The sequence below is a fragment of the Salibaculum halophilum genome (genome assembly GCF_002094885.1).
Classification (GTDB): domain Bacteria; phylum Pseudomonadota; class Alphaproteobacteria; order Rhodobacterales; family Rhodobacteraceae; genus Salibaculum; species Salibaculum halophilum.
Genome location: NZ_MSIT01000008.1, coordinates 61,290 through 82,807 on the forward strand (window position 1 = coordinate 61,290; position 21,518 = coordinate 82,807).

Genomic DNA, 21,518 nt, shown 5'->3' on the forward strand with positions numbered 1-21,518 from the left:
GATGTATGCGGATTACCGTGCCACGTCCCCGTGCGCAACCACTTTCGGCCAAGCCCGGCCGGGCCGCGGCTGGGTCAGTCGAGCAACTTGTGACAGAGTTCCAGCGCATCCACGAGCGCGTCGACCTCTTGCGTGGTATTATAGAGCCCGAAAGACGCCCGGCAGGTCGCCGAGACGCCGAGATGATCCATCAAGGGCCCGGTGCAATGCTGGCCGGCGCGCACCGCCACGCCTTTCTTGTCGAGGATGGTCGAGATGTCGTGGGCATGCGCCGCACCGTCCAGCGTGAAGGAAAAGATCGCCGCCTTGCTGGCGGATTTACCCTGCACGTTCAGCCAGTTGAGCCCATCGAGCCGCTCGCGGGCATAGTCGCGCAGGCCGCGTTCATGGGCGGCGATTTCGGTCATCCCGAGGCCCATCATGTAGTCCAGCGCCGCGCCTAGCCCGATCATCTGGACAATGCCGGGCGTGCCCGCCTCGAACTTCATCGGCGGGTCGTTGTAGGTGACCGTGTCCTTGTGGACCTCTCGGATCATGTCGCCGCCGCCCATGAAAGGCTCCATCTCGGCCATGCGGTCGTGATGGACGAAAAGCGCGCCCGACCCGCTGGGGCCGTAGAGCTTATGGCCGGTGATGGCGTAGAAGTCGCAACCGATCTCGTCGAGGTTCACCGGCAGGTGCACCGCCGCCTGTGAGCCGTCTACCAGCACCGGCACGCCGCGCTCGCGCGCGCCTTCGCAGATGGATTTCACGTCGACAACCGTGCCCAGAACGTTGGACAGATGCGTCACGGCAATCAACCGGGTCCGGTCGGTGATGGCGCTCAGCACCTTTTCAGGGTCGAGGTCGCCGTTGGCGTCCACGTCGACCCAGACCAGCTTCACGCCCAGCTTCTCGCGCAGGAAATGCCAGGGCACGATATTGGCGTGGTGTTCCATGACCGACAGGACGATCTCGTCGCCCGGCTGCATCCGCGGCATGGCCCAGCCCTGGGCCACCGTGTTGATGCCCTCGGTGGTGCCGGAATTCATGATGATCTGACGCTCGTCCGACACGCCGAGGAACCGCGCGATTGTGCCGCGCACGCCCTCGTACTGTTCGGTCATGACGTTGGACAGGTAGTGCAGCCCGCGGTGCACGTTGGAATATTCCTGCGCGTAGGCGCGGGTGATCGTGTCGATGACCACCTGCGGTTTTTGCGCACTGGCCCCGTTGTCGAGATAGACCAGCGGCTTGCCGTTCACCTCGCGGCTCAGGATCGGGAAATCGGCCCGGACCTTTGCGACATCATAGCTCATGGCTGACCTCCGGTTGCGCCGATCCCGGTCGCGCCGAGGAAGAGCAGCAGCGCGACAGAGATGGCGACGAATGACACGGCGATCACCCCGGCGGCGCGGCCGAGGCTGTCAAACCCGTGGGCGAGCGAGACGAAATGCGCCATCGCCCGCAGCGATATGACCCACCCGGCGATCAGCAGGAGCGTCGCCAGCACCGGCAGCAGCAGCAGCGTGACCACCTGCAGCGTCTGCACCACCACGGTAAAGACGTGCAGCCAGGCCATGAGGACCAGCATCAGCGTGAAATCGCCCTGCCCGCCCATCATGGCCCCGACGCGCCAGAGCGCCACCGTCAGAAGCGCGGCGCTGGCCGTCGAGATCAGCCCCCACAGGATGGGCGACATCCGCGGCGCGGCCACCGTTTCGCCGGATTCGAGCGTGACGGGCTGGGCCGGCACGATCAGGTCCGACAGCCCGGTCAGCAGCGCCGAGACGACCCCGGCGAGGATCAGCGCCATCCAGCCGGCCTCGCGCGGCAGGTCCAGATCGCGCAGATAGGCTCCGGCCGCGGCGGGGGAGGTGACTGTCTGGCGCAAAAGCGCCTTGAGATCGGCTTCAGTTATCAAGGTCGTCTTTCCCCTTGGAGGCCTCGACGAGGCCGGATATCCAGAACGCCAGCAGCACCAGCAGCCACAGCCCGCCGACCATCTGCGTGGCCGGGGCCGCGGCCCCGTTCAACCCCACGAGCAACCCGTAGAACAGCGCCAGCGGCGCCGCCGCCAACCAGCTCCAGAACAGGGCAACGCGGGAGCCGTAGCCGCCGGGCCGTCCCCCGAATACATAAGCCCCGGCGCGGCCGAGGAAAGCCATCAGGTAGAACAGCAGAGGTGCAACCATCATGAGCCCGAAAAAGGCATAGGCCGCGTCGCGGGTAAAGTCACCATCGCCGAGAACCTCCCGCCGCTGCAGCGCCGGCAGGCGCGAGACGAAGACGATCAGGCAGCCCACCATGAGCCACATGATCGCGCGGTCCTCGCGCGGGCCGGTGTCCAGAAGGCCCCGCACCACGCGGCGGGGGGCCCTGTAGGTGCGCAGGATGTCTGTCGAGACAGGCATCAGGCGGCGCGCCGCTCCAGCCAGCCGCTCAGCCGGTTCACCATTTCCTCGGCGATGTCGTCGTCCTCGATCTCTTGCAGCGCCTCGGCCAGGAAGGCCAGCACCAGAAGGTCGGTCGCCTCGGCCTCGGGCACCCCGCGCGAGCGCAGGTAGAACAGCGCCGTCTCGTCGATCGCGCCCGAGGTCGAGCCGTGCGAACAGGCCACGTCGTCGGCGTAGATCTCCAGCTCGGGCTTGGCCTGGAACTGGCTGTCGTCGTCCAGCAGCAGCGACTGGCTGATCTGGTAGCCGTCGGTTTTCTGCGCGCCGTCCTTGACGAGGATCTTGCCCTGAAACACCCCGGTCGCGCCGTTGCGCAGCACCTTCTTGAAGACCTGGCGGCTTTCGCAATTCGCCGCGTCATGGGTGACGAAGACCGTGTCGTCCTGGTGAAAGTCCGTGCCATCGCCCACGCAGACCCCGGCCAGATGCGCCACGGCATCGTCGCCCGTCAGGGTGACGACGCATTCGTTGCGCGTCATCACGCCGTTGACGGTCATGGTGAAGGACTTGAATGTACTCTCGGACCCCAGACGGGCAAACGTGCCCGTCACCGCGCGGCGTTCGTGGTCGCGGCCCTGCGCGCGGACGTGGTGCAGGCGGCCGCGGTCGGCGACGTCCACCTCCATGACCTGGTTGATACGCGCCGCACCCGGGCCGGTCTCCAGCAGGGTCATCTCGGCGTCCGGCTCGACACGGATGACGTGGTGCAGCATCCCGTCCGAGAACTCATCCGCGTGCAGGTAGGTCAGGCAGACCGGCTTGGCCGGCGTGCCGGTCACCCGGATCACCAGACCGTCGGTGGCATAGGCGGTGTTCAGCGCGGCCAGCGGACGCGGCACCGGGGACTGGCCCGCCTCCTCGAGCACGCCGTAGAGATCGCGCGTCCAGTGGATGTCGGTGGCCAGCGCCGACCCCAGCCGCTCGATCTCGATGCCCTCGAGCGCCTGCGCGTCCGAGGCGGACTCGTCCAGAACCCCGTCACGGAACACCAGGTGCAGCCGGTCACGGTCATGAAACAGATGCGGCTCGCCCGCCTCGAAAAGCGCCGCGCGCGGCGCTTCGGGCTGGACCAGCGTATCCGGGCGGGTGAACTTCCAGTATTCATCGCGCGGGTGCGGCAGCCCCAAGTCACGCACCCGGGCGCGGGCCGCGGCGCGCGCCTCGGCCGCCCAGCCCGCCCCGTCCGGCAGGGTCATCTCCGCGAGCCGCGCCTCGGTGGTGTCGCGCTTGAGCTGCGCGAGTTTTTCTCTGGCAATCGCCGGCATCAGGCCACCTCCGCCATGATGTCGGCATAGCCGTTCTTCTCGACTTCCTGGGCAAGCTCCGGCCCGCCGCTCTTGACGATCTGGCCGTCGACCATGATGTGCACGACGTCCGGCACGATATGGTCCAGCAGGCGCTGGTAGTGCGTGATCACGAGGAAGCCGCGGCCCTCTTGGCGCAGCGCGTTCACACCGTCGGCCACCAGTTTCATGGCGTCCACGTCCAGCCCCGAATCGGTCTCGTCGAGGATGCACATCTTCGGCTCCAGCACGGCCATCTGCAGGATCTCGTTGCGCTTTTTCTCGCCGCCAGAGAAGCCCACGTTGACCGGCCGCTTAAGCATGTCGGCATCGATCTTGAGGTCCTTGGCCCGCGCCCGGATCAGCTTGAGGAAGTCGGCGGCGCTCATCTCGTCCTCGCCCTTGGCCTTCCGTTGGGCGTTGAGCGCGGTGCGCAGGAAGGTCATGTTGCCCACGCCCGGGATCTCGACCGGGTACTGAAAGGCCAGGAAGATGCCCAGCGCGGCGCGCTCCTCGGGCTCCAGCGCCAGCACGTCCTCGCCTTCCAGGTGGACGGTGCCGTCGGTCACCTCGTAGCCCTCGCGCCCCGACAGGACATAGGACAGCGTCGACTTGCCCGAGCCGTTCGGCCCCATGATGGCATGGACCTTGCCGGCTTCGACCTCCAGGTCGACCCCCTTGAGGATCTGCTTGTCCTCTTCCTCGAGCTTGACGTGCAGGTTTTTGATATTCAGCATTTCTACCTCTTTTTCTGTGGATCGGGGCGGGTTGGGCCCCGACTAGATTTGGTTACCGGCACTGGCGGGCCACGATCCGTGACCGCGCTGCGAGACACCTCCTGTACCCCGCGGTCGTGTCAATATGGTCGCTATGCATCCGAGCCATGTTCATGCCTGTTGCGTCGAGCGCTTGTTGCGCGCCTTGCGGCGCGGCTCCAGCGTATCGGCATAGGCCGGGGCGGCACCGGCTGCCACGCGCCCCCGGTCTGCCAGCGTACCCAGCGCCTGCAACGCTATATCCGGGCTGTCGAACACCGTATCAGCGGCCAGCGCCAGATGCGCCAGCTGGTCGTCGGAAAGGGCATCGGGGCCAGGCACATCACGCAGGTAAACGGCATCGCCGTCCAGCAATTGGCTGGTCATCGCGGGGCGGTGGACAAGGTCCTCGTGGCGATGCGGCAGCATCACGGACTTGGTGAAAAGGAACTTGTGCAACTTGAAGCCGTTGACCCGCAGCATCGCATCTAGGTCGCCGAATACCGGTTCCCCGTCGTAGATGCGGTGGAACCGAACCTCGGTAAGAACGGCTACGGTGTCGGACAGGGTCCGCTGGCCGGTCTCGATCACCTCGCCCTCGGCGCCCTGCAAGTCCATCTTGAGCACGTCGATACCCGGCAGGCCCGTTACCTCGTCCAACCCGATGGTGCGCATGGGCACCGTCTCGATCGGGCGCCGCGGGGACTTCCACTTTTCCTTGCCCAACTGGACCAGCGCCCGCGCATCGAAGGGAAAGAGCGACGTGAACCCCGAGTTGGGATGCACATGCAGCACACGCTCGCCCGGACGGCCAATGGCCACCGGGAAATAGGTCTCTCGGTCGGACTTGGTCTGCTGCAGCTTGGCAAAGGCCTCCGCGTGCGGCTCGAAACCGTAGACCTCGCATAGCGCCGCCTCCAGCAGGGGCTGGTACGGCGGTGCGCCCAAGGGGTTGGCGCCAACGTCGCAGATGCGCATGGCGCGCGACGGCGCCAGGTGGCGGGACAGGACCTCGAGCCGGGACATCGGGTTCAGCCAACGGCCCGGCGGGCCGACAGTTCGACCTGGACGATCAGAAGGCGACCGCGCTTGGCAGTGTGCATCAGCCGACGCTCCCTTCCAGCGAGATCGCGACCAGTTGCTGTGCTTCCATGGCGAACTCCATGGGAAGGGCCTGCAGCACGTCCTTGGCAAAGCCGTTGACGATCAGGGCGACGGCCTCTTCCTCGTCCATGCCGCGGCTGCGGGCGTAGAACATCTGGTCCTCGTCGATCTTGCTGGTCGTGGCCTCGTGTTCCACCCGCGAGGAATTGTTCTTCACCTCGATGTAGGGAACGGTGTGCGCCCCGCAGGTATCGCCGATCAGCAGGCTGTCGCACTGGGTGAAGTTGCGGCTGTCCTTCGCCTTGGGGTGCATGGACACAAGCCCGCGATAGGTGTTCTGGGCATTGCCCGCACTGATCCCCTTGGAGACGATGCGCGACTTGGTGTTCTTGCCCAGGTGCACCATCTTGGTGCCGGTGTCGGCCTGCTGCCAGTTGTTGGTGATGGCGATCGAATAGAACTCGCCCTGGCTGTCGTCGCCGCGCAGGATGCAGGAGGGATACTTCCACGTGATCGCCGAGCCGGTCTCGACCTGAGTCCAGCTCACCTTGGAGCGGGCCCCGCGGCAATCGGCGCGCTTGGTGACGAAGTTGTAGATACCACCCCGGCCGTCCTCGTCCCCGGGGAACCAGTTCTGCACGGTGGAGTACTTGATTTCGGCATCCTCCAGCGCGATCAGCTCGACGCAGGCGGCGTGCAGCTGGCTCTCGTTGCGTTGCGGCGCGGTGCAGCCTTCCAGGTAGGACACGTAAGAGCCCTTGTCGGCGATGATCAGCGTGCGCTCGAACTGGCCGGTGTTCTCGGCGTTGATGCGGAAGTAGGTCGACAGCTCCATCGGGCAGCGCACACCCGGCGGCACATAGACGAAGGACCCGTCGGAAAACACGGCCGCGTTCAAGGTGGCGAAGATGTTGTCGCTGTTCGGGATGACCGACCCGAGATACTTTTTCACCAGCTCGGGGTGGTTCTCGATCGCCTCGGAGATCGAGCAGAAGATCACGCCGGCCTGTTCAAGCTCCTTCTGGAAGGTCGTGCCGACCGACACGCTGTCGAACACGGCGTCCACGGCGACCTTGCGCTCGCCGTCGCGCGCCTCGGCGGGGCTTGCCTCCTCGACGCCGGCCAGGACCTTCTGCTCGGACAGCGGGATGCCCAGCTTTTCGTAGGTCGCCAGCAGCTTGGGGTCGACATCGTCAAGCGACTTGGGCTTTTCTGTCATGCTGGCCGGCTTGGCATAGTAATACTGTTCCTGGTAATCGATCGGGTCGATTTCCAGCATGGCCCAGTCCGGCTCTTCCATGGTCTGCCAGCGGCGGAACGCCTCCAGGCGCCACTCGGTCATCCATTCAGGTTCGCCGTTGCGCTCCGAGATCAGGCGCACGATGTCCTCGCTCAGCCCCTTGGGGGCGAACTCCATCTCGATGTCGGTTTCCCAGCCGTACTTGTACTTGCCCAGGGACTTGACCGCATCCACGGTGTCCTGATCGACCCCTTCCTTGACGTCCACGTCCAGATTGTCCATCGCGGCCATTCCCTATTCCCCTTTCGTTGCACACCCTACGCCGCACGGGCGCGGTGCTTGCTCAGCTTTTCTGCCCAGACGTCCGCAAAGCGCAGAACGTCCTCTCGCGTCGTATCGGGCCCCAGAGAGACCCGCGTGGCGCATCCGGCTGCCCCGGCGTCGAAGCCGAGCGCACGCAGCACCCGGCTTTCCTTGACCTTGCCGCTCGAACAGGCCGATCCGGCGCTGATCGCGAACCCGGCAAGGTCCATGGCCATGACCTGCGTCTCGCCCTTCCAGCCGGGCGTGACAAAGCAGGTCGTGTTGGGCAGCCTGTGCGCCTCTTGCCCGACAAAAATAGTCTCCCTTGAGGCGGCCTCAAGAGCATCTTCTAGAATATTTCTAAACTGTGCAACGGCCTCCCAGCGGCCCTCCGCAAGCTCGGCGACGGCGGCGGTGATCGCCGCGCCCATGCCCGCGATGGCCGGCAGGTTCTCGGTGCCCGAGCGGCGCCCCATCTCCTGCCCGCCGCCGCGGATGCGGGCAGCCAGGTCACTGTCCTGCGGCAGAACCAGCGCGCCCACGCCCTTTGGCCCGCCGAACTTGTGCGCCGACAGGATCGCCATCCCCACGCCCGCCCAGTCGTGGGCGTAAGGAAGGCGCCCCACCGCCTGGGTGATATCGGTCACCGCGAGGCCGGTCGGCAGGTCCTGGACCACGCCCGTTTCGGAATTGGCCAGTTGCAACGCGCTGGCGCCTGGGTCCGCCAGGGTGACGCGCCCCTGCCCGTCCACCGGCAACACCGGGTCGACCCAGGACCAGACCGCGTCATGTTCGATGTCCGCGCCCGCCAGCCCGCGCCCGGCCAGCGCAAGCGCCGCCGCCTCGCTCGCCCCGGAGGTAAAGACGATATCGGCCCCGTTCGCGCCCAGCGCCTCGGCCACCTGCCCGCGCGCCTTTTCCAGCAGCGCCTTGGCCGCGCGCCCCTCGGTGTGCACGCTCGAGGGGTTGCCCACGACGTCGAAGGCCGCCGCCATGGCCGCGCGCGCCTCAGGGCGCAGCGGCGCAGTGGCGTTGTGGTCGAGGTAGACACGCCCGGTCATTCGTCCACCATCTCGAAGAGCGACGGCACCGCCGGACAGGGGGCGAGCGAATTGCCCACCACGTCGGACAGGCGGGTCTGATGCAGGAAGACATAGACATGCGCCGACATGCCCTCCCACAGCCGGTTGGTCAGCGACTGCGCCCGCGATCCCGACAACCCGCCCGAGGCGCCGGCGCCGGTGTGCATGGCATCCACCGTCTCGTCCACCGCCGCCAGCACATCGACCACGCGCACCTCGGTCGCGGGCCGGGCCAGGCGATAGCCGCCGCCGGGGCCGCGCACGCTCTCGACCAGCTTCGCCCGGCGCAGCTTGACGAAGAGCTGCTCCAGGTAGGGAAGGGAAATGTTCTGCCGCCGGGCCAGTTCGGCCAGCGAGGTCAGCGATCCCTCGGGCTGCAGGGCGATATCGGCCAGCGCCACCATCGCGTAACGTCCCTTGGTGCTGAGTTTCATGGTCTTTCCCCGCGTGTCGCCGCGCCGGTCAGTTGACGAAAGCGCAGCACCCCAGTAGTGCAGTATGGCCGGTGCGCGCGCGCCGGTTTAGAACACTTCTAAGGTGGCCGAGCGTTTCCGTCAAGAAAGCCCTGCCCCGGACATGAACGGACCCAAATGCCCGAAGTCATCTTCCCAGGACCCGAAGGACGCCTCGAAGGACGCTACCACCCGCGCAGGGAACGCGACTCACCCATCGCCATCATCCTGCATCCGCACCCGCAGTTCGGCGGGACGATGAACAACCGCGTGGTCTACAACCTGCACTATGCCTTCTACAATCTGGGCTTCAACGTGCTGCGCTTCAACTTTCGCGGGGTGGGCCGCAGCCAGGGCGAATACGACCAGGGGGTGGGCGAACTCGCCGATGCAACCTCGGCGCTGGATTACCTGCAGTCGATGAACCAGAACGCCAAGCATTGCTGGGTCGCCGGGTTCTCCTTCGGGGCCTGGATCGGGATGCAGCTGCTCATGCGCCGCCCCGAAATCAGCGGCTTCGTCTCGGTCAGCCCGCCGGCCAACATGTACGACTTCTCGTTCCTGGCCCCCTGCCCGTCCTCGGGGCTGGTCATCAACGGCGCGGCCGACCGCGTGGCCCCGCCCGCCGATACCACCGCGCTGGTGAGCAAGCTGCACGAGCAGAAGGGCATCACCGTCACGCATGAAGTGGTCCCCGGCGCCGGGCACTTCTTCGAGGACGCGCACATGGACACCATGATCGAGACCATCTCCGACTACGTCTCGCACCGGCTGACCGAGCCCACGCGCTGATGACCGAAAAGATCGACGATCTGGCCGCCAAGCTCGCCGAGGACGTGATCGAGGTTCAGGACGCGACCGGCGAGGACCGCCTCTTCGTCGAGGTGGGCGACGTGATCGGCGCCGCCTCGCAGACCCTGGAAGAAGCCTTTCTCACCCAGGTCCGCATCCGCATGGCCGAGCGCAAGGCCCGCGCCTTCCTAAAGGACCGCTTGCACCAGATCGAGGCCGAGTTGAAAGGCCGGTCCGGCAGCTGAGGCAGGTCTGCGCCGAATCTGGTATACTGTCGCATACCATCTTCCCACGGGGCACGATTTCCGCTAAACGACAGGCAACCGGCCGCGCGCCCCCGCGCGCGCCATCCCGAGTGAAGCGAGAAGGCGATCCCATGTCCGACCCCGAGACCCCCGACATCATCTACACCAAGGTCGACGAGGCCCCCGAGCTGGCCAGCGCCTCGCTCTTGCCGATCATCCAGCGCTTTGCCCGCGAAGCGGGTATAAGCGTGGGCAGCCGGGACATCTCGCTGGCCGGACGCATCGTCGCCACCTTCTCGGATGACCTGCCCGAGGATCAGCGCCTGCCCGACGACCTCGCCGCGCTGGGTGCGCTGGTCAAGCAGCCCCATGCCAATGTCATCAAACTGCCCAATATATCTGCCTCCGAGCCGCAGCTGGTCGCCGCCGTCAAGGAGTTGCAGGACAAGGGCTTCGCCCTGCCCGACTATCCTTATGCGCCGCAGACCGAGGCCGAGAAGGCCGTGCGCGCCAAGTACGACACGATCAAGGGTTCGGCCGTGAACCCGGTGCTGCGCGAGGGCAACTCCGACCGCCGCGCCGCCGCCGCCGTCAAGAAGTTCGCGCAGGACAACCCGCACCGCATGGGCGACTGGGATGCCGCCAGCAAGACGCGCGTGGCCTCGATGCAGGGCGGCGATTTCTTCTCAAACGAGGTTTCGGCCACGCTGGACCGCGCCGCGACAGCCAGAATCGTGCTGGAAACCGCCCTGGGCGAAACCGTGCTGAAAGAGGGGGTTTCCTACCCAGCGGGCACCGTCGTCGATGCCACCTACATGAGCGCCGCGGCCCTCGACGCCTTCCTCGCCGAGGAGATCGAGAAGACCAAGCAAGAGGGCACGCTGTTCTCGCTGCACATGAAGGCAACCATGATGAAGGTCTCCGACCCGATCATCTTCGGCCACGCGGTGCGGCAGTTCCTGGCGCCGGTCTTCGACAAGCACGGCGACGCGATGACAGCGGCGGGCGTGGACCCCAACGCCGGGCTGGGCGCCCTGCTCGACCGGGTCTCCGACAAGCCCGAGATCCTGGCCGAGATCGAGCGGGTGATGGCCGAGCGCCCCGCCATGTACATGGTCGATTCCGGCAAGGGTATCACCAACCTGCACGTACCCAGCGACGTCATCATCGACGCCTCGATGCCGGCGCTGATCAAGGCCGGCGGCAAGGGCTGGGGCCCCGATGACGCCCAGCATGACACCAACTGCGTGATCCCCGACAGCTCCTACGCGCCGGTCTATGACGAGACGATTCGCTTCTTCAAGGAAAACGGCAAGCTGGACCCGGCCACTGCCGGCACCGTGCAGAACATCGGCCTGATGGCCCAGAAGGCCGAAGAATACGGCAGCCACCCCACCACCTTCGAGATCCCGCAGGCCGGCACGGTCAAGATAGTGCTGGACGACGGCACCGTGCTGCACGAGCATCAGGTGCAGGCGGGCGACATCTGGCGCTCGGCCAGCGCCCGCAAGGCCCCCATCGAGGACTGGGTCCAGCTGGCCATCGACCGGCAGCGCGCGACGGGCTATCGCGCGATCTTCTGGCTGGACGAGGCCCGCGCCCATGACGCCGAGTTGATCCGATACGTCAAACCCGTCCTGCAAGCCGCTGGCGTGGAGGACAAATTCGAGATCATGGCCCCGCGCGCAGCGACCCGCGCCAGCCTCGAGACGATCACAAAGGGCCAGAACACCATCGCCATCACCGGCAACGTTCTGCGCGATTACCTGACCGACCTGTTCCCGATCCTGGAACTCGCGACCAGTGCCAAGATGCTCTCCATCGTCAAGCTGATGAACGGTGGCGGCCTGTTCGAGACGGGCGCGGGTGGCTCGGCGCCCAAGCACGTCCAGCAGTTTCACGAGGAAAACCACCTGCGCTGGGACAGCCTCGGCGAATTCTGCGCCCTGGGTGAAAGCTTCAAGTTCCTCGCCGATCAGAGCGGCAATGCCAAGGCCCGCGTGCTCGGCGAGGCGGTCGAGGCGGCCACGCAGGGCGTGCTGGACCACGACCGCAGCCCCAGCCGCAAGGTGGGCGACCCCGACAACCGCGACAGCCACTACTGGTTCGCCCGCTACTGGGCCGAGGCATTGGCCGAACAATCCGACGACGCCGAATTGGCGGACGCCTTCGCGCCGCTGGCCCGCGCCCTGGCCGAGGGCGAGGCGCAGATCACCGGCGACCTGGCGGCGGCGCAGGGGCAGCCGGCCGATACCGGCGGCTATTACCGCAACGACGACGCCAAGCTGGCGCAGGTGATGCGCCCCAGCGCGGCGCTCAACGCCATCATCGGCTGACGGGACGACCGCGCGGCCCATCTCAAGCAGGAGACTCCCATGTCGAAGATCAAGGTCGACAATCCAGTCGTCGAAATGGACGGCGACGAGATGACCCGCATCATCTGGCAGTTCATCAAGGACAAGCTGATCCTGCCATACCTCGATATCGACCTGCTCTATTACGATCTGGGGCTGGAAGAACGCGACCGCACCGAGGACCGGGTCACCGTCGAAGCCGCCGAAAAAGCCCGCGAGGTTGGCGTCGCCGTCAAATGCGCCACCATCACCCCCGACGAGGGCCGGGTCGAGGAATTCGGCCTGAAAAAGATGTGGCGCAGCCCCAACGGGACCATCCGCAACATCCTCGGCGGCGTGGTGTTCCGCGCGCCCATCATCTGCCGCAACGTGCCCCGCCTCGTGCCCGGCTGGACGCGGCCCATCGTGATCGGCCGCCACGCCTTCGGCGACCAGTACCGCGCGACCGACATGAAGTTTCCCGGCCCCGGCAAGCTGTCGATGAAATTCGTCGGCGAGGACGGCACGGTGATCGAGGAAGAGGTCTACGACGCCCCGTCCTCAGGCGTGTTCATGGGCATGTACAACCGCGACGACAGCATCCGCGACTTCGCCCGCGCCTCGATGAATTACGCGCTGAACATGGGCTGGCCGCTCTATCTGTCGACCAAGAACACCATCCTGAAACAGTACGATGGCCGCTTCATGGAACTGTTTCAGGCGGTCTATGACGAAGAATTCAAGGACAGGTTCGAGGCCGCGGGCATCGAGTACCAGCACCGCCTGATCGACGACATGGTCGCCTGCGCCATGAAATGGAACGGCGGTTTCGTCTGGGCCTGCAAGAACTACGACGGCGACGTGCAGTCCGACACCGTGGCGCAGGGCTTCGGCTCGCTCGGGCTGATGACCTCGCAACTGCTCACGCCGGACGGCATGATCATGGAGGCCGAGGCCGCCCATGGCACCGTCACCCGCCACTACCGCCAGCACCAGAGGGGCGAGTCGACCTCGACCAACTCCGTCGCCTCGATCTTCGCCTGGACCGGCGGGCTCAAGCACCGCGCCAAACTCGATGACAACGCCCGGCTGAGGACCTTTGCCGAGACGCTGGAAAAGGTCGTCGTGGACACCGTGGAAAGCGGCCACATGACCAAGGACCTGGCGCTGCTGGTCGGCCCGGATCAGCACTGGCTGACGACCGAAGGCTTCCTCGAGAAGATAGATGAAAACCTGAACACGGCGCTGGCGGGCTGATCTTCGGCGGGCGTGCCCCGCGCCCCGGCCCTTTTCGCTTTGACACCATGACGGGCCTGCCCTAGCGCGGGTCCCATGGCACAGGACATCCCCACCACACCGCACTCCCCGCCGGAGGATGCGCAGGCCTTTGCCCTGGGAACGGCCATGTGCGCCCTGGGCATCACCATGCTGACACACCTGGGACTCATCACCGGGCAGACGGCTGGGCTGGCGGTGCTGCTCTCCTATGTCACCGGCTGGTCCTTCGGGCCGATCTTTTTCGTGCTGAACCTGCCGTTCTACTGGCTGGGCTGGGTGCGGCTGGGCCGGGTCTTCGTGGTGAAAAGCCTGATCTGCGTCACCCTGCTGTCGGTCATGGCCGAGACCTTCCCGACCCTTATCCGGTTCGAGCGGCTCGACCCAGTGCTCGGCGCACTGCTCATCGGCGGGGTCACCGGGCTGGGCCTGATCGCGATCTTCCGCCACGGGGCCTCGCTGGGCGGGGTGGGCGTGCTGGGGCTGGTGATCCAGGACCGCACCGGGTTCCGGGCGGGTTATGTCCAGCTGGCCTTCGACGTGACGCTCTTCGCCGTCGCCCTGACGGTCATGCCGCCGCGGCTGGTGCTGTTCTCGCTGGCCGGGGCAGTCGTCGCCAACCTGATCACCGCCACAAACCACCGCCACGACCGCTACACGGGACGCTGACCGGATGCCGCTGCACTACCTCTACCTCATGCTCGCCGTCGCCGCCGAAACCATCGGCACCTCCGCGCTGCAGGCCAGCCAGCAGTTCACCCGGGTCGGGCCCTCGGTCCTGGTCGTGGTCGCCTACGCGATCAGCTTCTACATGCTGTCGCTGACGCTGAAATACATGCCGGTGGGCATCATGTACGCCATGTGGTCGGGCCTCGGCATCATCTTCATCGCGCTGATCGGCTGGTTGGTCTTCCGCCAGAGCCTGGACCTGCCCGCCGTGATCGGCATCACGCTGATCCTCGCCGGTATCGTTGTCATCCAGCTCTTCTCGAACACCGCCAGGCACTAGCCGAGCCAGGACCGGAAATATCCCGGGGGTCGCCAGTGGTGCGCCATTGGTCTTGCCGAGACCGCCGACGGGCAGCGCCCCCATCACGCGAAGACGTCCTGCGCAGCAGACAATTCGCAAAGGCCCCCTACCCTTTTGCCCGGCCCCGCGTTATGGGCTGGCCAACGCTTCTCTGAGGACATCCGAATGGACCTGCGCAACATCGCCATCATCGCCCACGTCGACCACGGCAAGACCACGCTGGTGGACGAACTGCTCAAGCAGTCTGGGGTCTTCCGCGAAAACCAGGCCGTGGCCGAACGCGCCATGGACTCCAACGACCTGGAGCGCGAGCGCGGCATTACCATCCTCGCCAAGGCCACCAGCCTCGAATGGGGCGACAAGCGGATCAATATCGTCGATACCCCCGGCCACGCCGACTTCGGCGGCGAGGTCGAGCGCATCCTGTCCATGGTCGACGGTGTCGTGCTGCTGGTCGACGCTGCCGAGGGGCCGATGCCGCAGACCAAGTTCGTCACCTCCAAGGCGCTGGCGCTGGGGCTGCGCCCCATCGTCGTGCTCAACAAGGTCGACAAGCCCGATGCCGAGCCCGACCGCGCCCTCGACGAGGTCTTCGACCTCTTCTCGGCGCTGGACGCCGACGAGGATCAGCTGGATTTCCCCTATCTCTACGCTTCCGGCCGCGCGGGTTGGGCTGATGCCGAGCTTGACGGCCCGCAAAAAGACCTGACCGCGCTGTTCGAGATGATCGTCGCACGTGTCCCCGCGCCCAAGCAGACAGCCGCGCAGGACGCGCCGTTTTCCATGCTGGCGGTCACGCTGGGCGCCGATCCTTTCATCGGCCGTCTGCTGACCGGGCGGGTGGAAAGCGGCACCCTCCGGGCCGGGGCCAATGTGCAGGCACTGTCGCGCGAGGGCGACAAGATCGAAACCTTCCGGGTGTCCAAGGTGCTGGCCTTCCGCGGCCTGGGCCAGCAGCCCATAGACGAGGCCCATGCCGGGGACATCGTCAGCATCGCCGGCATGAGCAAGGCCACCGTGGCCGACACCATCTGCGCCCCCGAGGTGACGGCCCCGATCCCGGCCCAGCCCATTGACCCGCCCACCATCAGCGTGACCTTCGGCATCAACGACAGCCCGCTGGCCGGCCGCGACGGCAAGAAGGTCCAGTCGCGCGTGATCCGCGAACGGCTGATGAAAGAGGCCGAGACCAATGTCGCCATCAAGGTCGCGGACACGCCGGGCGGCGAGGCCTTCGATGTTTCGGGCCGCGGCGAATTGCAGATGGGCGTGCTGATCGAGAACATGCGCCGCGAGGGCTTCGAGCTGTCGATCTCGCGCCCCCGCGTCCTGTTCCAGGACCACGACGGCCAGCGCATGGAACCCGTCGAGGAAGTCACCATCGACGTCGACGACGAGCATTCCGGCGCCGTGATCGAGAAACTGACCGGCCCGCGCAAGGGCGACCTGGTCGAGATGAAGCCCGCCGGCGCGGGCAAGACGCGGATCGTCGCGCATGTGCCCGCCCGCGGGCTGATCGGCTATCACGGCGAGTTCCTGACCGACACGCGCGGCACCGGCGTGCTCAACCGCATGTTCCACGGCTGGACCCCACACAAGGGGCCGATTCCCGGCCGCCGTCAGGGCGTGCTGATCTCGATGGAGAACGGCCAGTCCGTGGCCTTCGCCCTGTGGAACCTCGAAGAGCGCGGCAAGATGTTCATCGGGGCGCAGACGGATGTCTACCAGGGCATGATCATCGGCGAGCACGCCCGCGACAACGACCTCGAGGTCAATCCGCTCAAGGGCAAGAAGCTCACCAACGTGCGCGCCTCGGGCTCGGATGACGCGGTCCGGCTGACCCCGCCGGTCACGCTTTCGCTGGAAGAGGCCATCGCCTACATCGACGATGACGAACTGGTCGAGGTGACACCGACCGCGATCCGCCTGCGCAAGCGCCATCTCGACCCGAACGAGCGTAAGCGCCACGCCAAGGCTGCGGGCTGACCAAAATTCCGGAATTTTGTTCAGCCCGGCCCACCGGCCGCGACACGCTCAGTCGTCGATCTCGATGACCATCAGGTCGCGCTCCGCCGCGTCGCGCGCATGGGCCAGCGCCTGCTGATAGTCGGCGCTGTTGTAACAGGCCACCGCCGCCTCGACCGAGGGGAAGCGGGCCACCACGTTGCGCGGGCGTTCCTGCCCTTCCAGTTGCACGAAACGCCCGCCGCGGGCCAGGAACGCCCCGCCATGCGCGGTTATCGCCGGCCCGGCCAGCCTGGCGTATTCGGCATAGGCGTCCGGGTCGGTGACGGTCACGCGGGCAATCCAGAGCGCGGGCATCAGATGCCCTCCACGATGACCACATCGCGGCGCGCGGCGCGCCGGGCGATGGGCAGGATCTCGCGATACGCCGCACTGTCGTACCAGGCCTGCGCCGTGGCCCTGTCGGGAAACTCGACGACCACGTGCCGCTCCGGCGCGGCGCCCTCCACGACGTGCTGCGCCCCGCCCTTGACGAGGAACCGCCCGCCCCATTGCTCGGCCAGGGCCACCGTCTGCGCGGCATAGGTCGCGTAGTCGTCGGGGTCCGTCACCGCGATCCGGGCGATCACGTAGGCGCTCATCCCAGCACCTGTTCCGCCGCGGCGATGGCCGCCTCGGCGTTGGCCGCATCCTTGCCACCGCCCTGGGCCATGTCCGGACGGCCACCGCCGCCCTTGCCGCCCAGTTCGACGACGGCGGCCCGTACAAGGTCCACGGCGCTCACCTTTTCGGTCAGATCCTCCGTGACCCCGGCCGCCACCGCCGCCTTGCCGCCCGCCTCGGCGATGAGCAGGACCGCGCCACGGCCCATCCGGCCCTTCATCTCGTCGATGAGGCCGGGCAGATCCTTGCCCGTCACTCCCGAAAGAACCTGTGCATCGAAGGGTATCCCGTTGATTTCCCTGGCCTCGGGCCGGTCGGTGCCGCCACCGCCCATGGCCAGTTCGCGGCGCAGCTGGGCAACCTCGTTCTGAAGCACGCGCCGCTCCTCCATGACCGTGCGGATGCGCTCGGGCACATCCGCCGCCTGCACCTTCAGCACCTGCGCGGCCTCGGCCAGCCGGTGATCCCGGTCGGCCAGATGGTCCAAGGCGGCCTGCCCGGTCAGCGCCTCGATGCGCCGGACCCCAGCGCTGGAGGCACTGTCGGACAGGCAGACGAAGGCGCCGATGTCGCCGGTCTGGCGCACGTGGGTGCCGCCGCAGAGCTCGATCGACCAGGTCTTCCCGTCCAGCCCCTTGCCCGTGTCGGCCTTGCCCATCGAGACCACGCGCACCTCGTCGCCGTATTTCTCACCGAAAAGCGCCTGCGCGCCGAGGGCCCGGGCATCGTCGGGCGTCATGATGCGGGTCGTCACGGCGCTGTTCTGGCGGATCATGGCGTTTACGCGCTGTTCGATCGCGCGAATCTCCTCGGCCGGGATCGGCGTGCCATGGCTGAAGTCGAAGCGCAGCCGGTCAGGCGCGTTGAGCGAGCCGCGCTGCGCGACATGATCCCCCAACGCCTCGCGCAGGGCTTCGTGCAGCAAGTGCGTGGCCGAATGGTTGGCCCGGATCGTGCCGCGCCGGTCGTGATCCACTTCCAGTTCGGCGCCCTGGCCCGTGGTGATCTCGCCCTCGGTCACCTGCGCGAAATGGATGAAGACCCCGGCGGCCTTTTTCGTGTCGGTGATCCGGGCCGTGCCGGTGTCGGTGGTCAGCGTGCCGGTGTCGCCGACCTGGCCGCCGGCCTCGGCGTAAAAGGGCGTCTGGTTGCAGACGACCTGCACGGTGTCGCCCACCTCGGCCGCATCGACTCGGGCCGCGCCGCTGACGACGGCGACGATCTGGCCCTCGGCCTTCTCAGTATCATAGCCAAGGAAATCGGTCGCGCCGTGTTCGTCGGCGATGTCGAACCACACGGCGGCGTCGGCCGCCTCGCCCGAGCCGGCCCAGGCGGCGCGCGCCTTGGCCTTTTGTTCGGCCATGGCCGCGTCAAATCCATCGGTGTCCACGCTCATGCCCTTTTCGCGCAGCGCATCCTGCGTCAGGTCCAGCGGGAAGCCGTAGGTATCGTAGAGCTTGAAGGCGGTCTCGCCGGCAAGCGCCTGGCCGTCCGCCATGCCGCGCGTCTCCTCGGCCAGCAGTTTCAGACCCCGGTCAAGGGTCTGGCGGAAGCGCTGCTCCTCGCCCAGCAAGGTTTCCTCGATGGTGGCCTGGCGTTCGCTCAACTCGGGGTAGTGTCCGCCCATCTGCTTGACGAGTTCCGGCACTAGCCGGTGCATCACCGGGTCCTTGGCCCCCAGCAGGTGCGCGTGGCGCATGGCCCGGCGCATGATCCGGCGCAGCACGTAGCCGCGCCCCTCGCTGCCGGGCAGCACGCCCTCGGCGATCAGGAAGGAGGTCGAGCGCAGATGGTCCGCGATCACCCGGTGATGCACGTTGCCGTCACCGTCGGGGTCGGCGCTGGTGGCGTTCGCGCTGGCCTCGATCAGGGCACGCATCAGGTCGGTGTCGTAGTTGTCGTGCTTGCCCTGCAGCAGCGCGCCGATGCGTTCCAGCCCCATGCCGGTGTCGATGGACTGCATGTCCAGCGCGGTCATCGAGCCATCCTCGAACTGCTCGTTCTGCATGAAGACGATGTTCCAGATCTCGATGAAACGGTCACCGTCCTCGTCGGGGCTGCCCGGGGGGCCGCCGGGGATGTGCTCGCCGTGATCGTAGAAGATTTCCGTGCAGGGGCCGCAGGGGCCGGTCGGGCCCATCTGCCAGAAGTTGTCGGCGGTATCGATGCGGATAATCCGGTCCTCGGGCAGGCCGATCTTGCGCCACAGCGCATGCGCCTCGTCGTCGGTGTGGTAGATCGTCGCCAGCAGCCGCGCCGGGTCGATGCCGAATTCGCCAGTCAGAAGTTCCCATGCAAAGGGGATGGCCTCGGCCTTGAAATAGTCGCCGAAACTGAAATTTCCGAGCATTTCAAAGAAGGTATGGTGCCGGGCGGTATAACCGACATTGTCCAGGTCATTGTGCTTGCCCCCCGCGCGCACACATTTCTGCGAGGTCACGGCACGCTGGTAGTCGCGGTGTTCCAGCCCGGTGAACAGGTTCTTGAACTGCACCATGCCCGAGTTGGTGAACATCAGCGTGGGGTCGTTGCGCGGCACCAGCGGCGAACTGGACACGACCGCGTGGCCTTGGCGCTTGAAATAGTCGAGGAAGGTGCTGCGGATATCGGCAAGGCTGGTCATGATCGCATCCCGGAATTTCTGGCCAACCCGGGATAGCCGCGGGCCGCACGACTGTCCACAGGGGGCGGATGCGAAAGGGGCACCGGCCGCGCGGCCGGAGCCCCCTTGGTGCGATTGCGTGCCGTCGCGCGGCGTTCAGCCCTCGACAAGCGTGTCGTCATCGCCGCCCGGCGGCGCGTCGAAATCCAGCCCGTGGGCCGCGCGAATCTTGTCCTCGATCGCGTTGCGGGTCTCGGGATGCTCCTTGAGGAAGGTCTTGGCGTTCTCGCGGCCCTGGCCGATGCGCTCGTCCCCGTAGCTGAACCAGGCGCCGGATTTCTCGACCACGCCGGCCTTGACGCCGAGGTCGAGAAGCTCGCCGGTCTTGGAGATGCCCTCGCCATACATGATGTCAAACTCCACCTGCTTGAAGGGCGGCGCGACCTTGTTCTTGACGACCTTGACGCGGGTGGCGTTGCCCACGACCTCGTCGCGGTCCTTGACCGCGCCGATGCGGCGGATGTCGAGCCGCACCGAGGAATAGAATTTCAGCGCGTTGCCCCCCGTCGTCGTCTCGGGGCTGCCGAACATGACGCCGATCTTCATGCGGATCTGGTTGATGAAGACGACCATGCAGTTGGATCGACTCATGGAACCCGTCAGCTTGCGCATCGCCTGGCTCATCAGCCGGGCCTGGACGCCGACGCTGCTGTCGCCCATGTCGCCCTCGAGCTCGGACTTGGGGGTCAGCGCGGCGACCGAGTCGACCACCACCATGTTGACCGCGCCCGAGCGCACCAGCGTGTCGGTAATCTCCAACGCCTGTTCGCCGGTATCCGGCTGCGAGATCAGCAACTCGTCAAGATCGACACCCAGTTTCTTGGCGTATTGGGGGTCCAGCGCGTGTTCGGCATCCACGAAGGCGCAGACGCCGCCCTTTTTCTGTTCCTCGGCGACGGCGTGCAGGGTCAGCGTGGTCTTGCCCGAGGATTCGGGGCCGTAGATCTCGATGATGCGGCCCTTGGGCAGGCCGCCGATGCCCAGCGCGATGTCGAGGCCCAGCGACCCGGTCGAGGTCGCCTCGATGTCGCGCATGGCGTTGTCGCCGCCCATCTTCATGATGGAGCCCTTGCCGAACTGACGCTCGATCTGCGCCAGGGCGGAATCGAGGGCCTTCTGCTTATCTGCCGCTGCTTTGTCTGTCATATCCAGGAGATCTGCCGTTGCCATGTGTGAAACCCTTATTCCATACCCGCAAGCGGGCAGCAATTGGTGCGTTGTTCGCGTCTTGTTCTCGGGTATGAGGCCAAAACGGGAACATTTCAACCGAATTCTTAACCGTGACCATGCGGCGTCAAGGTTAACAGCAGGTTTACATCCTGGGACCAGTTCAACCCGGCGCCGGGCAGGCCTCGCCCATGGCCTCGGGCAGCGCGAGCAGCCCGTGCAGCCCGCAGTTGCCTGTAACCAGATCGGCGAGGGTCACGCTGTCAAGCTCATCGTAGAAGGCCGCGAGCGCCCGCGTCAGGGCGGTGCGCAACCGGCAAGTGCCGATCAGCGGACAGGTGTTCGTCTCCGGCGCAAAGCACTCCGCGAAGGGGATGTCGGCCTCGAAGACGCGAAACACCGCGCCGATACAGATTCGCTCGGCCGGGGCGGCCAGCCGCAGCCCCCCGGTGCGGCCGCGCACCGTTTCGATGAAGCCGCCGGCATGGAGCAGGTTGACCACCCGCGCGACATGGTTGGCCGAGGCATTGCAGCTCTCGGCGACCTCGCCCGTCCGCACCAGCCGGCCCTCGTTGACCGCGCAGAACATCAGCACGCGCGCGGCGAGGTTGGTCCGGGTCGTCAGGCGCATGGCATGGGTCCATCGGCTGTTGTCGTGCAGGCGTTGGGCCGATTTGTCACATATTCCGCGCCGGTCTTGATTGATCCAGATCATACGGGCGGCACGCCAAC

At 66.5% G+C, this 21,518-nt stretch carries 21 protein-coding genes; 7 read left to right on the forward strand and 14 right to left on the reverse strand.

Annotated elements, in window-relative coordinates; translation table 11 throughout:
* Positions 1-74 precede the first annotated feature (74 nt).
* The 9 genes from BU124_RS07060 to iscR form a co-directional block, all read right to left on the reverse strand.
* Positions 75-1,298 carry a cysteine desulfurase gene (locus BU124_RS07060; protein ID WP_084862091.1) on the reverse strand — a complete coding sequence of 408 codons (1,224 nt, stop codon included), beginning with the start codon at positions 1,296-1,298 and terminating at the stop codon, positions 75-77.
* Positions 1,295-1,903, reverse strand: a complete 609-nt coding sequence (locus BU124_RS07065; RefSeq protein ID WP_084862092.1) for a YIP1 family protein — start codon at positions 1,901-1,903, stop codon at positions 1,295-1,297. Before BU124_RS07065 ends, BU124_RS07060 begins: the two co-directional genes overlap by 4 nt.
* The gene (locus BU124_RS07070; protein ID WP_084862094.1) at positions 1,893-2,393 is read right to left on the reverse strand and encodes a hypothetical protein; all 501 of its coding nucleotides are present in this window, start codon (positions 2,391-2,393) and stop codon (positions 1,893-1,895) included. The genes BU124_RS07065 and BU124_RS07070 overlap by 11 nt, the downstream gene beginning before the upstream one ends.
* Entirely contained in the window at positions 2,393-3,700 is a 1,308-nt protein-coding gene (locus BU124_RS07075) for a SufB/SufD family protein (RefSeq protein ID WP_084862096.1), read from the reverse strand. The genes BU124_RS07070 and BU124_RS07075 overlap by 1 nt, the downstream gene beginning before the upstream one ends.
* Positions 3,700-4,455, reverse strand: a complete 756-nt coding sequence (gene sufC, locus BU124_RS07080) for a Fe-S cluster assembly ATPase SufC (RefSeq protein ID WP_084862099.1) — start codon at positions 4,453-4,455, stop codon at positions 3,700-3,702. Before sufC ends, BU124_RS07075 begins: the two co-directional genes overlap by 1 nt.
* 150 nt (positions 4,456-4,605) lie before the next feature.
* Complete coding sequence (locus BU124_RS07085) at positions 4,606-5,499, reverse strand: FkbM family methyltransferase (RefSeq protein ID WP_084862101.1); 894 nt, start codon at positions 5,497-5,499, stop codon at positions 4,606-4,608.
* Positions 5,500-5,575: 76 nt separating this feature from the next.
* Positions 5,576-7,108 carry a Fe-S cluster assembly protein SufB gene (sufB, locus tag BU124_RS07090; protein WP_084862103.1) on the reverse strand — a complete coding sequence of 511 codons (1,533 nt, stop codon included), beginning with the start codon at positions 7,106-7,108 and terminating at the stop codon, positions 5,576-5,578.
* A 26-nt stretch (positions 7,109-7,134) separates the two neighbouring features.
* Complete coding sequence (locus BU124_RS07095; protein ID WP_084862105.1) at positions 7,135-8,181, reverse strand: cysteine desulfurase family protein; 1,047 nt, start codon at positions 8,179-8,181, stop codon at positions 7,135-7,137.
* Positions 8,178-8,636, reverse strand: coding sequence for a Fe-S cluster assembly transcriptional regulator IscR (iscR, locus tag BU124_RS07100; protein ID WP_084862107.1), 459 nt, complete (start codon positions 8,634-8,636; stop codon positions 8,178-8,180). The genes BU124_RS07095 and iscR overlap by 4 nt, the downstream gene beginning before the upstream one ends.
* A 156-nt stretch (positions 8,637-8,792) precedes the next feature.
* On the opposite strand from iscR, the gene BU124_RS07105 reads away from it, so the two are divergent.
* The 7 genes from BU124_RS07105 to typA all read left to right on the forward strand — a co-directional run bounded on the left by BU124_RS07105 (position 8,793) and on the right by typA (position 16,315).
* A complete protein-coding gene (locus BU124_RS07105; RefSeq protein WP_084862109.1) occupies positions 8,793-9,446 on the forward strand; it encodes an alpha/beta hydrolase in 654 nt (217 codons plus the stop codon).
* Positions 9,446-9,691, forward strand: coding sequence for a hypothetical protein (locus BU124_RS07110; protein WP_084862111.1), 246 nt, complete (start codon positions 9,446-9,448; stop codon positions 9,689-9,691). Before BU124_RS07105 ends, BU124_RS07110 begins: the two co-directional genes overlap by 1 nt.
* A gap of 131 nt (positions 9,692-9,822) precedes the next feature.
* Entirely contained in the window at positions 9,823-12,027 is a 2,205-nt protein-coding gene (locus tag BU124_RS07115; RefSeq protein WP_084862113.1) for an NADP-dependent isocitrate dehydrogenase, read from the forward strand.
* A 39-nt stretch (positions 12,028-12,066) separates the two neighbouring features.
* Positions 12,067-13,281 carry an NADP-dependent isocitrate dehydrogenase gene (locus tag BU124_RS07120; protein ID WP_084862115.1) on the forward strand — a complete coding sequence of 405 codons (1,215 nt, stop codon included), beginning with the start codon at positions 12,067-12,069 and terminating at the stop codon, positions 13,279-13,281.
* 75 nt (positions 13,282-13,356) lie between these two features.
* Entirely contained in the window at positions 13,357-13,968 is a 612-nt protein-coding gene (locus BU124_RS07125; RefSeq protein ID WP_084862117.1) for a YitT family protein, read from the forward strand.
* Positions 13,969-13,996: 28 nt separating this feature from the next.
* Positions 13,997-14,308 carry a DMT family transporter gene (locus BU124_RS07130; protein WP_425442456.1) on the forward strand — a complete coding sequence of 104 codons (312 nt, stop codon included), beginning with the start codon at positions 13,997-13,999 and terminating at the stop codon, positions 14,306-14,308.
* 186 nt (positions 14,309-14,494) lie between these two features.
* Complete coding sequence (gene typA, locus BU124_RS07135; RefSeq protein WP_084862121.1) at positions 14,495-16,315, forward strand: translational GTPase TypA; 1,821 nt, start codon at positions 14,495-14,497, stop codon at positions 16,313-16,315.
* A 48-nt stretch (positions 16,316-16,363) separates the two neighbouring features.
* Here typA and BU124_RS07140 read toward each other — a convergent pair whose 3' ends face one another.
* From BU124_RS07140 to BU124_RS07160, 5 genes are all read right to left on the reverse strand, one after another.
* On the reverse strand, positions 16,364-16,651 hold the full coding sequence (locus tag BU124_RS07140; protein WP_084862122.1) for a DUF1330 domain-containing protein: 288 nt from the start codon (positions 16,649-16,651) through the stop codon (positions 16,364-16,366).
* Complete coding sequence (locus tag BU124_RS07145) at positions 16,651-16,935, reverse strand: DUF1330 domain-containing protein (RefSeq protein ID WP_084862125.1); 285 nt, start codon at positions 16,933-16,935, stop codon at positions 16,651-16,653. Before BU124_RS07145 ends, BU124_RS07140 begins: the two co-directional genes overlap by 1 nt.
* Positions 16,932-19,580 (reverse strand): alanine--tRNA ligase, encoded by a 2,649-nt coding sequence (alaS, locus tag BU124_RS07150; RefSeq protein ID WP_084862127.1) that lies wholly within the window; start codon positions 19,578-19,580, stop codon positions 16,932-16,934. The genes BU124_RS07145 and alaS overlap by 4 nt, the downstream gene beginning before the upstream one ends.
* Positions 19,581-19,715: 135 nt before the next feature.
* The gene (recA, locus tag BU124_RS07155) at positions 19,716-20,789 is read right to left on the reverse strand and encodes a recombinase RecA (RefSeq protein ID WP_084862129.1); all 1,074 of its coding nucleotides are present in this window, start codon (positions 20,787-20,789) and stop codon (positions 19,716-19,718) included.
* 160 nt (positions 20,790-20,949) lie between these two features.
* Positions 20,950-21,417, reverse strand: coding sequence for an RrF2 family transcriptional regulator (locus tag BU124_RS07160; RefSeq protein ID WP_084862342.1), 468 nt, complete (start codon positions 21,415-21,417; stop codon positions 20,950-20,952).
* Positions 21,418-21,518: the final 101 nt, after the last annotated feature.

Coding starts and splice junctions, on each gene's coding strand:
- BU124_RS07060 (WP_084862091.1), bottom strand. CDS start 1,298: ATGAGCTATGATGTCGCAAAGGTCCGGGCCGATTTCCCGATCCTGAGC.
- BU124_RS07070 (WP_084862094.1), bottom strand. CDS start 2,393: ATGCCTGTCTCGACAGACATCCTGCGCACCTACAGGGCCCCCCGCCGC.
- BU124_RS07075 (WP_084862096.1), bottom strand. CDS start 3,700: ATGCCGGCGATTGCCAGAGAAAAACTCGCGCAGCTCAAGCGCGACACC.
- sufC (WP_084862099.1), bottom strand. CDS start 4,455: ATGCTGAATATCAAAAACCTGCACGTCAAGCTCGAGGAAGAGGACAAG.
- BU124_RS07085 (WP_084862101.1), bottom strand. CDS start 5,499: ATGTCCCGGCTCGAGGTCCTGTCCCGCCACCTGGCGCCGTCGCGCGCC.
- sufB (WP_084862103.1), bottom strand. CDS start 7,108: ATGGCCGCGATGGACAATCTGGACGTGGACGTCAAGGAAGGGGTCGAT.
- BU124_RS07095 (WP_084862105.1), bottom strand. CDS start 8,181: ATGACCGGGCGTGTCTACCTCGACCACAACGCCACTGCGCCGCTGCGC.
- iscR (WP_084862107.1), bottom strand. CDS start 8,636: ATGAAACTCAGCACCAAGGGACGTTACGCGATGGTGGCGCTGGCCGAT.
- BU124_RS07105 (WP_084862109.1), top strand. CDS start 8,793: ATGCCCGAAGTCATCTTCCCAGGACCCGAAGGACGCCTCGAAGGACGC.
- BU124_RS07110 (WP_084862111.1), top strand. CDS start 9,446: ATGACCGAAAAGATCGACGATCTGGCCGCCAAGCTCGCCGAGGACGTG.
- BU124_RS07115 (WP_084862113.1), top strand. CDS start 9,823: ATGTCCGACCCCGAGACCCCCGACATCATCTACACCAAGGTCGACGAG.
- BU124_RS07120 (WP_084862115.1), top strand. CDS start 12,067: ATGTCGAAGATCAAGGTCGACAATCCAGTCGTCGAAATGGACGGCGAC.
- BU124_RS07125 (WP_084862117.1), top strand. CDS start 13,357: ATGGCACAGGACATCCCCACCACACCGCACTCCCCGCCGGAGGATGCG.
- BU124_RS07130 (WP_425442456.1), top strand. CDS start 13,997: ATGCTCGCCGTCGCCGCCGAAACCATCGGCACCTCCGCGCTGCAGGCC.
- typA (WP_084862121.1), top strand. CDS start 14,495: ATGGACCTGCGCAACATCGCCATCATCGCCCACGTCGACCACGGCAAG.
- BU124_RS07140 (WP_084862122.1), bottom strand. CDS start 16,651: ATGCCCGCGCTCTGGATTGCCCGCGTGACCGTCACCGACCCGGACGCC.
- BU124_RS07145 (WP_084862125.1), bottom strand. CDS start 16,935: ATGAGCGCCTACGTGATCGCCCGGATCGCGGTGACGGACCCCGACGAC.
- alaS (WP_084862127.1), bottom strand. CDS start 19,580: ATGACCAGCCTTGCCGATATCCGCAGCACCTTCCTCGACTATTTCAAG.
- recA (WP_084862129.1), bottom strand. CDS start 20,789: ATGGCAACGGCAGATCTCCTGGATATGACAGACAAAGCAGCGGCAGAT.
- BU124_RS07160 (WP_084862342.1), bottom strand. CDS start 21,417: ATGCGCCTGACGACCCGGACCAACCTCGCCGCGCGCGTGCTGATGTTC.